Here is a 7,570-nt window from a genome sequence, read left to right as displayed (position 1 = left end):
ACAGGCAAGATGCCTGTTCCACACACTCAACAGGCAAGATGCCTGTTCCACACACTCAACAGGCAAGATGCCTGTTCCACACACTCAACAGGCAAGATGCCTGTTCCACACACTCAACAGGCAAGATGCCTGTTCCACACACTCAACAGGCAAGATGCCTGTTCCACACACTCAACAGGCAAGATGCCTGTTCTACACACTCAACAGGCAAGATGCCTGTTCCACACACTCAACAGGTTTCTTGTGGGGAGTAGGGGGTGGGCGGGACGCCCGCCCATCAAAAGCTGATTAACAATCCAAGATGTGAGTTAGGCTAAGGCTGCTACGGAAACTTTACCGGCAATGCGACCCGCGATCGCCCGCAACTCCCTAGCTGAAGCAGAACCCGGTTGTCCCACGACGATCGGCACCCCCGAATCGCCACCTTCCCGCAACGGAATTTCCAGCGGAATGCGGCCTAACAGCGGCACTCCCAACTCAGCAGCAGTCTTTTCCCCGCCACCGGAACCGAAAATATCGTATTGCTTGTCGGGCATATCCGGCGGCACAAAATAGCTCATGTTTTCCACAATTCCCAGCACCGACACTCCCAACTGCTGGAACATCTTTAAACCCTTGCGAGAGTCCAACAAAGCCACTGTCTGCGGCGTGGTCACGATCACGACACCGGCCATCGGCACCGCTTGCGCCATTGTCAACTGCGCGTCTCCAGTACCCGGAGGCATATCGACAATCAAATAGTCTAAATCGCCCCAATTCACCTGGTAGAGGAACTGCCGGATGATCCCGTTCAACATCGGGCCGCGCCAAATCACGGGTTGGTCTTTGTCAATTAAAAACGCCATCGACACTAATTTGACGCCGTAATTGAAGGCGGGCTCGAGGCTTTCCCCGCTTGAACCGTCCCTAACCATCACTTTTGCGTCCCCCAGACCCAACATATTGGGGTCGTTGGGCCCATAGATATCCGCATCCAGCAAACCCACCTTAGCGCCGGTTTGCGCCAGCGCTACTGCCACGTTTACCGCCACCGTGCTTTTGCCGACGCCACCTTTGCCGCTGGATATTGCGATAATATTTTTAACGCCTTCAATGCCTTGGCGATCGACCACTCCCTTTTGCTGCGGCGTCTCGGCTGTCACCTCCACCGCCACTTTTTCGACTCCTGGCAACTGTTTGACCGCTTTTTGGCAATCTTCGACAATAAATTCTCGCAACGGGCAAGCAGGCGTTGTCAGCACTAAAGTAAAACTGACGACACCGCCGTCAATTTTTATGTTACGAATCATGTTCAATTCCACCAAACTCTTTTGCAGTTCGGGGTCTTGCACGGGTCGCAGGATTTCTAAGACTGAACTAACATCGAGTGTATTGGGCATTGTGTTCTCCACCATAGCTCTGCAATTGGGTTTGCGAATTTTCGATCGCAGGTTTAAGTATATTTTTATTGCTATTTTTTAATGTAACTTCATAGCGATCATTTGCAGACCTGCGGTGGCATAATTACATGACGACTGGATTTGGGATTCATCGCCCATCTAAAACTCAAATCTGACAACAGAAAATTTTATGACAGTTTCTACAACACTTAAAACCGCCACTTCCCCGTTTTTGCCGCCCGCTGACTCTAGAGCTAGAGTCAGCCAATTTATGAAAACCCTACAAGACGAAATTTGTCAATCCCTCGAAAAGCTCGATGGCGTTGGCAAATTTAAGGAGGACTCTTGGGAACGATCCGAAGGCGGGGGCGGACGTTCTCGCGTCATGCGCGAAGGCGATGTGTTTGAACAAGGGGGAGTCAATTTTTCCCAAGTGTGGGGCGAAAGTTTGCCGGCTTTGATTCTGGCAAAGCACCCAGAAGCTGCCGGTCACGATTTCTATGCAACAGGCACTTCGATGGTGCTGCACCCCCGCAATCCCTACTTGCCTACGGTTCACCTGAATTACCGCTATTTTGAGGCTGGCCCGATTTGGTGGTTTGGCGGCGGTGTGGATTTGACTCCTTATTACCCGTTGGCTGAGGATGCAGCTCATTTTCACAAAACTCTGAAAGCAGCTTGTGATCGCCACCATCCCGGATATTATCCGACCTTTAAACTCTGGTGCGACGAATATTTCTACCTCCCCCACCGCCAAGAAACCCGCGGCGTGGGCGGCCTGTTTTTTGACTACCAAAGCGCTCAAGGCGCGCTTTACCGCGACCATCATGTCAAAGGCAAGGCCGCTGAGTGCAGCAACAACATTGGGATGCCGGAACCTAGGACTTGGGAGTCGCTGTTCGCCTTCGTACAGGACTGCGGCCGGGCATTTTTGCCGGCTTACACCCCCATAATTGAAAAGCACCGATCGAAAGAATACGGCGATCGCGAGCGTAATTTCCAACTTTACCGCCGCGGCCGTTACGTTGAATTTAACTTGGTGTACGATCGAGGCACGACCTTTGGCTTGCAAACCAACGGACGCACAGAATCGATTCTCATGTCCCTGCCGCCTTTGGTACGCTGGGAATACTGTTACGAGCCCGAACCCAACTCTCCCGAAGCCGAACTCTACTCCAAGTTCTTAAAACCGCAAGATTGGGCGAATTGGATGCCTCAGCAGTCACCGACCTGAGTTAAACTACTGGGACAGTAACCACCGCGATAGATAATAAATTTGAGGGAAGGGTCAGTGATTCATATTGATCAAAAAACCCACACGCTTCAAGACGGTACAACAGTTATCGTCTTAGCACCGACGGGACGGTTGGACATCACTACAGCTTGGCAATTCCGCCTCAAGTTGCAAGAGTGTATTTCCAAACTCAGCCGCCATGTCGTAGTGAATCTTGGTCAGGTTAACTTTATCGATAGTTCTGGCCTGACCTCACTTGTAGCAGGTATGCGGGATGCGGATAAAGTTAAGGGAAGTTTCCGCATTTGCAATGTTCATCCAGAAGCCAAACTGGTGTTTGAAGTCACCATGATGGATTCTGTGTTTGAAATCTTTGAAACGGAAGAAGAAGCTCTAGAGGGGGTGCCGCGCGCAAGTTGAGCGATCCTGCTGGCATCGGTTGCAGTGTCGCGGGTAATTTAAGCTTGAGACTCACAAGCGCGCAGAAACCCAGCAGAAGAACAGGAAGCAGGTAAATTTTTGCCTGCTTCCTTCTGCCTTCTTACTTTCTTGAAAGGTTGATTAACAGTAAGACTTTTTCTGACATTTGCTAACAATCACTTACATTTGCCTTCGGGTCTTCATGTCATATAGAATGAATTTAGCCACTCAGATGTAGGTGAAAAACCTTGGTAGTACGCAACCGCTATATAAATAAGTTGCCTCTACATTATCAAAGCAAATAATCAGATTGGCTAAGAGCTGTAAGCGATAACCAAGCTGAAGGCAAGAATATAAGTGCTTGTAGAAATTTCTACGGGCATCGGTTGATACGCCTTGGTTGAGATATGATCTCAACTTATGTATTTGTTAGCAAATGTTAGCAAAAAAGTATCGGTTGAGACGTTCACAAAAAAACTGAAGTAGAAGAATACGTCAAGGTAAAGTCTTGCCTTCTCTCCTAGATAACTAAATCTTTCTTCCTTCTTTTTTATTGCTTCTTGCTTCAACCCAATATCTCAGCAGCAAAATCCTGACGCTTGACAAATCTAAAAGGGCCCATTAATGCTCCCCAGATAGCCTTGCCTGTCGTGGGGCTTATTCCTTTGTCATAGCTGAGAAACTCCTCGGCTGCGGCTTCAAATCCCAAGTCTACTTGGTAATTTTGCCCCCCGTAGGCAAAGCCGCAGCGAGTGCCCTCCGGCAATGATGCCCGAAAACGATAGCCGTTTGAGGCTAAATTTTGCACCGCAACCGACAGGGTGCAGCCGGGGAGGAGTTGGATTTGCTCCTTCGTTAGCTTTCCCAGCAAGTCGGGGTTGCAACCGGCTCCTTTGACGGCTGCAATGTCGTTGAACATATAATACTGAGCTTCGATAAGTCCTGGCGCTATCTGTGAGTGCCTCAGTTGCACGATGCGGGGGCGGTATGGCTTGTCTAATTCCAGAATGTTGGCTTGTTCGGCAAACAGGGCAATGCTGGGTTCGGAAAATAAAGGAACGGGTAGTGGTCTTTGCCACATACGAAGGTGGACGTACCACGCCGGCTCTGCTAGCGCTTGTTCTCGGTTGTCAAATTCGCCCGCCATGTACTGGGCTAAAGCTATTAATTCAGGAGAAATTGTCATGTTTGTTTTTTGAGGATTAGTGATTGACAAGAAAAAGTTATTGTGATATGTAAGACCATATCAAGGCTGGGCAAGTCAGAAGATGAGATTTATGAGCGATCCCAGAAGAGCTATGATTGTAAAGATACTGGGTTTTTTCCCTCATATTGCGACATATTAATTGTTGCTGCCGATCGCGCGTAAAATATTTTTAGATAAAATTTTGTCTCGCAATCCGGCGGCAACGCTTAAAAAACTGGCAATTTTTGTCAGCCCGATCGCAGAGAGACTCCCCCGACTTTACTCACGCCGCGCTGGCACGCCCGCTACGGCAAAATTATTTATCTATAAGACTCAGGTGAACAATAACCGTACTGTTTCAGATACTAAGCGAAGTTTCTATACGATTCACACTCGACCGATCAACTCAATTTACCGTCGAGTGGTGGAAGAGTTGATGGTAGAAATGCACTTGCTTTCGGCGAATGCCGATTTTCAATACGACCCGATTTATGCTTTGGGTGTAGTGACAGCTTTCGATCGATTCATGCTTGGGTACGCCCCAGAAGCCGACAGAGTTTCGATTTTTAACGCTTTGTGCAAGTCCCTAGAAGACGATCCAGAGCGCTACAAGCAAGACGCTCAGCGCTTGGAAAGCGTGGCAGATCGACTTTCCGGGCAAGAGTTGCTCTCGTGGATCGATCGCTCGACCAGCTTTGAAGATACAGCGGATTTGCAAGCGTCTTTAGGGGCGATCGCCAGCAACCCTCAATTTAAGTACAGCCGCTTGTTCGCGATCGGTTTGTTCTCGCTATTAGAAAAAGCTGACCCTAACTTGGTAAAAGACCAAGACACGCGAAACGATGCGATCGCCAAAGTCAGTGCGGCCTTGCACCTGCCAGAAGACAAAGTTAGCAAAGATTTAGATTTGTACCGCAGCAATTTGGAAAAAATGGCCCAAGCGCGAATAGTGCTTCAAGATGTCATCCAAGCGGAACGGAAAAAACGCGAAAAGCGAGAGACAAAAGTTACCGCTGGCCCTTCGGCTGAGTCTTCTGACAGCAGCAATTAATCGTTTGAAGGAAGAAGGAAGTTCGGCAACGGATTTTATAACGGATGTAACGGATGTAACGGATGTCAGGAACAAGGAAGAAGGAAGAGGGAGTTTTTTATTTTTTACATCAAATAAAAACTCTTAAATTTTAATTTTTTGTTCTTGAATTCTGGCTTCTGCCTTCTGGCTTCTGCCTTCTGATGAATCTTGGGCGCTGCGGAAACTAAAAATCCCGCTTTCTGAATTGAGCGGGATCGACTTAATCTAAAATAGAGCTATTGGGGTGGTACTAAGGCTGCGGCTCAAAATTAGTGGCGTTAGCTTGCAGCCAAGTGCTTAGCTGTGAAAGAACTTCGTTTCCCGAAGACTTGCCCAAAGCTGTGGGGTTTGGGGTGTCGGGCCGATCCAAGTTGCGGGCGATCGCTGCGTTGACTTCTTTGGAAATCAAATCGTGAAGTTGCTCTTTAGCCCTGGCCCTTTGAAAATGAGCTCCCTCTTCCGTCGTAGCGTACAGAGGTGGCAGCCTATTTAAAGCATAAGCTGCAATATCTCCCACATCCAGACTAAGGTCACTCGTCGCCTCAATTTCTGCCACTCTAGCGATCGCATCGCTGAGTACCAACTCTTCCATCACGTTGATGAACTGTTTGCGTGGCAGAACCACAACTTCGCCAGTCAACAAAGATCCCATGAGACGATCGAGAGCCATGTACTCTTCGATCGACAATTCCGAAGCCGTATTGCAGATCCGTCCCACCTCAGCTTCCATAGACGGCGTTAAATAGCCATCCTGCAAAGCCTGTTCAACAATTTTTTCAATACTCATATATGCGTCCCCGCTCAACGGCATCATCAATAAAGTTTTGTGAAGACGCGATTGTTAGCGTCTTGAGATTCAAGTTTTGAGAGTTGAGTTGAGAAATTTTATATAAATCCTAACTCAATACTGATAACCCATCACAGTTATCTGCACACCCCAGCCACAAACTTACCCCATAATTGACTGCTTTATCCGTCAAAACCTGTAAAAACTCCTACTCAACTCCCTGAAGCCGCCAAGGTACAGGATCGACCGACTGCCCATGCACGTAAAGTCCCCAGTGCAGGTGAGGGCCTGTCGAAGCCCCCGTTGACCCCAGAGTACCAATTACTTGACCTGCTTTCACAAAATCGCCTTCCTTGACATCAATCCGGCTGAGGTGCATCAAAATGCTTGCTAGCCCTTGACCGTGGTCGATACCAACGACGTTCCCGTGGATTTTGAACCCTTGGGATTCGCGTCCCACTAGAGATACCCGACCTGCTGCCGGTGCGACTACAGGGGAACCGTAAGCACCCGCGTAATCGACGCCGCGGTGGTAGTAGTCCTGAGCAAATACCCCATTATAGTATCGGCGAACTCCGTAAATAGTGGTAATTTCGCCGGAGTTGGGGCGCAACAATTTGCCGTCCCAAAATTTTTCGGGTGTCACGAGTGCTTTAAATGCGTCTACGCGATCGAATTCAGCATCTGTACCTTCGCTGTCTTTCCCAGGCGGTAGCCAGATGGATTGGGTGGGAAAATTGCGATCGCGCACTTGCACGCTCAACTTCTGCACTTGTCCGTCACCTGCGACTTGGAGTTGGCGGGCACCGGGTTTCTCTAGCGGCGTCGTCGGTAGCAGGGCCCGAAAGCGACCGTTGCCGATCGGAAACGCGGGGTAGTTTTTTTGCTGTAGAGAAACTGTTGGAGTTTCCCCGCCGTTACCGTCAACCTGAATCATTACTGACAGCGTATCTCCCAGTTGGGGATTTGCCGGCGTCACAACTACCTGCAAAGCTTGCACCGGCAGGGCAAAACTCAGAAAGCCAGCAACAATTCCCCCGATCGAACTGGCGGTTAGCTTGTTTACTTTCAACTGCCCCCACCGCAAAATCCGACCTGTAATTATTTCCGTACTTAGCCCGCAGTTGTCTCGATTCACACTCATTACCATCACTAGCTGTCCTTAACCTTTGTCTCGCTGATATGTTTTTAATATCTAGACTAACTATACCAATCCGCAATGATTCGAGAGAAACAGCCGTAGGTAAAAAGCTTGGTAACAGATTGGGAGATGAGAGACTAACTTAAATAAATGCTTAACTTGAGGTGATAAGAATAATAAAAATTTCTCTAGTGCGGGGAGGAAAGCCCGCTTGAGCCAGACGCTCACACTACCGTTTCCACTACAAATCTAGGAAAACCCAAGTTTCCACAGAAACACTCTTCATCTCTAAGGATCGCGAATTAAATAACTTACAATTTTAATTGTTATTGTGGGATGGGCGTCCCGCCC

Annotated in this window: 8 protein-coding genes; 4 read left to right on the top strand and 4 right to left on the bottom strand. The window is 48.6% G+C overall.

Annotated elements, in window-relative coordinates; all coding sequences use genetic code 11:
- Window positions 1-292, top strand: a 292-nt coding sequence (locus QUB16_RS32370) for a hypothetical protein (protein ID WP_333322430.1), incomplete at its 5' end; no start/stop codon positions are given.
- 16 nt (window positions 293-308) lie between these two features.
- On the opposite strand, the gene QUB16_RS32365 is transcribed toward QUB16_RS32370, so the two are convergent.
- Window positions 309-1,379, bottom strand: a complete 1,071-nt coding sequence (locus QUB16_RS32365) for an Mrp/NBP35 family ATP-binding protein (RefSeq protein ID WP_333322428.1) — start codon at window positions 1,377-1,379, stop codon at window positions 309-311.
- A gap of 190 nt (window positions 1,380-1,569) precedes the next feature.
- Between QUB16_RS32365 and hemF the strand changes: the two genes are divergently transcribed.
- Window positions 1,570-2,613 (top strand): oxygen-dependent coproporphyrinogen oxidase, encoded by a 1,044-nt coding sequence (gene hemF, locus QUB16_RS32360; RefSeq protein WP_333322426.1) that lies wholly within the window; start codon window positions 1,570-1,572, stop codon window positions 2,611-2,613.
- A gap of 57 nt (window positions 2,614-2,670) precedes the next feature.
- Window positions 2,671-3,033 (top strand): STAS domain-containing protein, encoded by a 363-nt coding sequence (locus QUB16_RS32355; RefSeq protein ID WP_006631392.1) that lies wholly within the window; start codon window positions 2,671-2,673, stop codon window positions 3,031-3,033.
- Window positions 3,034-3,598: 565 nt separating this feature from the next.
- Here QUB16_RS32355 and QUB16_RS32350 read toward each other — a convergent pair.
- Window positions 3,599-4,219, bottom strand: coding sequence for a chromophore lyase CpcT/CpeT (locus tag QUB16_RS32350; RefSeq protein WP_333322424.1), 621 nt, complete (start codon window positions 4,217-4,219; stop codon window positions 3,599-3,601).
- A gap of 337 nt (window positions 4,220-4,556) precedes the next feature.
- Between QUB16_RS32350 and psb29 the strand changes: the two genes are divergently transcribed.
- Window positions 4,557-5,270, top strand: coding sequence for a photosystem II biogenesis protein Psp29 (gene psb29, locus QUB16_RS32345; protein WP_333322434.1), 714 nt, complete (start codon window positions 4,557-4,559; stop codon window positions 5,268-5,270).
- 271 nt (window positions 5,271-5,541) lie between these two features.
- Here the strand turns inward: psb29 and QUB16_RS32340 are convergent, their stop codons facing one another.
- Entirely contained in the window at window positions 5,542-6,078 is a 537-nt protein-coding gene (locus tag QUB16_RS32340; protein ID WP_006631395.1) for a late competence development ComFB family protein, read from the bottom strand.
- A 208-nt stretch (window positions 6,079-6,286) separates the two neighbouring features.
- Window positions 6,287-7,228 carry a M23 family metallopeptidase gene (locus QUB16_RS32335; protein ID WP_333322432.1) on the bottom strand — a complete coding sequence of 314 codons (942 nt, stop codon included), beginning with the start codon at window positions 7,226-7,228 and terminating at the stop codon, window positions 6,287-6,289.
- Window positions 7,229-7,570 lie beyond the last annotated feature (342 nt).

It is taken from the genome of Microcoleus sp. D3_18a_C4 (assembly GCF_036702415.1).
Classification (GTDB): Bacteria; Cyanobacteriota; Cyanobacteriia; order Cyanobacteriales; family Microcoleaceae; genus Microcoleus.
The sequence above is the reverse complement of the archived record's forward strand: the minus strand, read 5'-3'. Positions and strand labels throughout refer to the sequence as shown.

What these genes read in the sequence shown, in the direction of transcription:
- QUB16_RS32365 (WP_333322428.1), bottom strand. Translation starts at nt 1,379, where the DNA reads ATGCCCAATACACTCGATGTTAGTTCAGTCTTAGAAATCCTGCGACCC.
- hemF (WP_333322426.1), top strand. Translation starts at nt 1,570, where the DNA reads ATGACAGTTTCTACAACACTTAAAACCGCCACTTCCCCGTTTTTGCCG.
- QUB16_RS32350 (WP_333322424.1), bottom strand. Translation starts at nt 4,219, where the DNA reads ATGACAATTTCTCCTGAATTAATAGCTTTAGCCCAGTACATGGCGGGC.
- QUB16_RS32340 (WP_006631395.1), bottom strand. Translation starts at nt 6,078, where the DNA reads ATGAGTATTGAAAAAATTGTTGAACAGGCTTTGCAGGATGGCTATTTA.
- QUB16_RS32335 (WP_333322432.1), bottom strand. Translation starts at nt 7,228, where the DNA reads ATGGTAATGAGTGTGAATCGAGACAACTGCGGGCTAAGTACGGAAATA.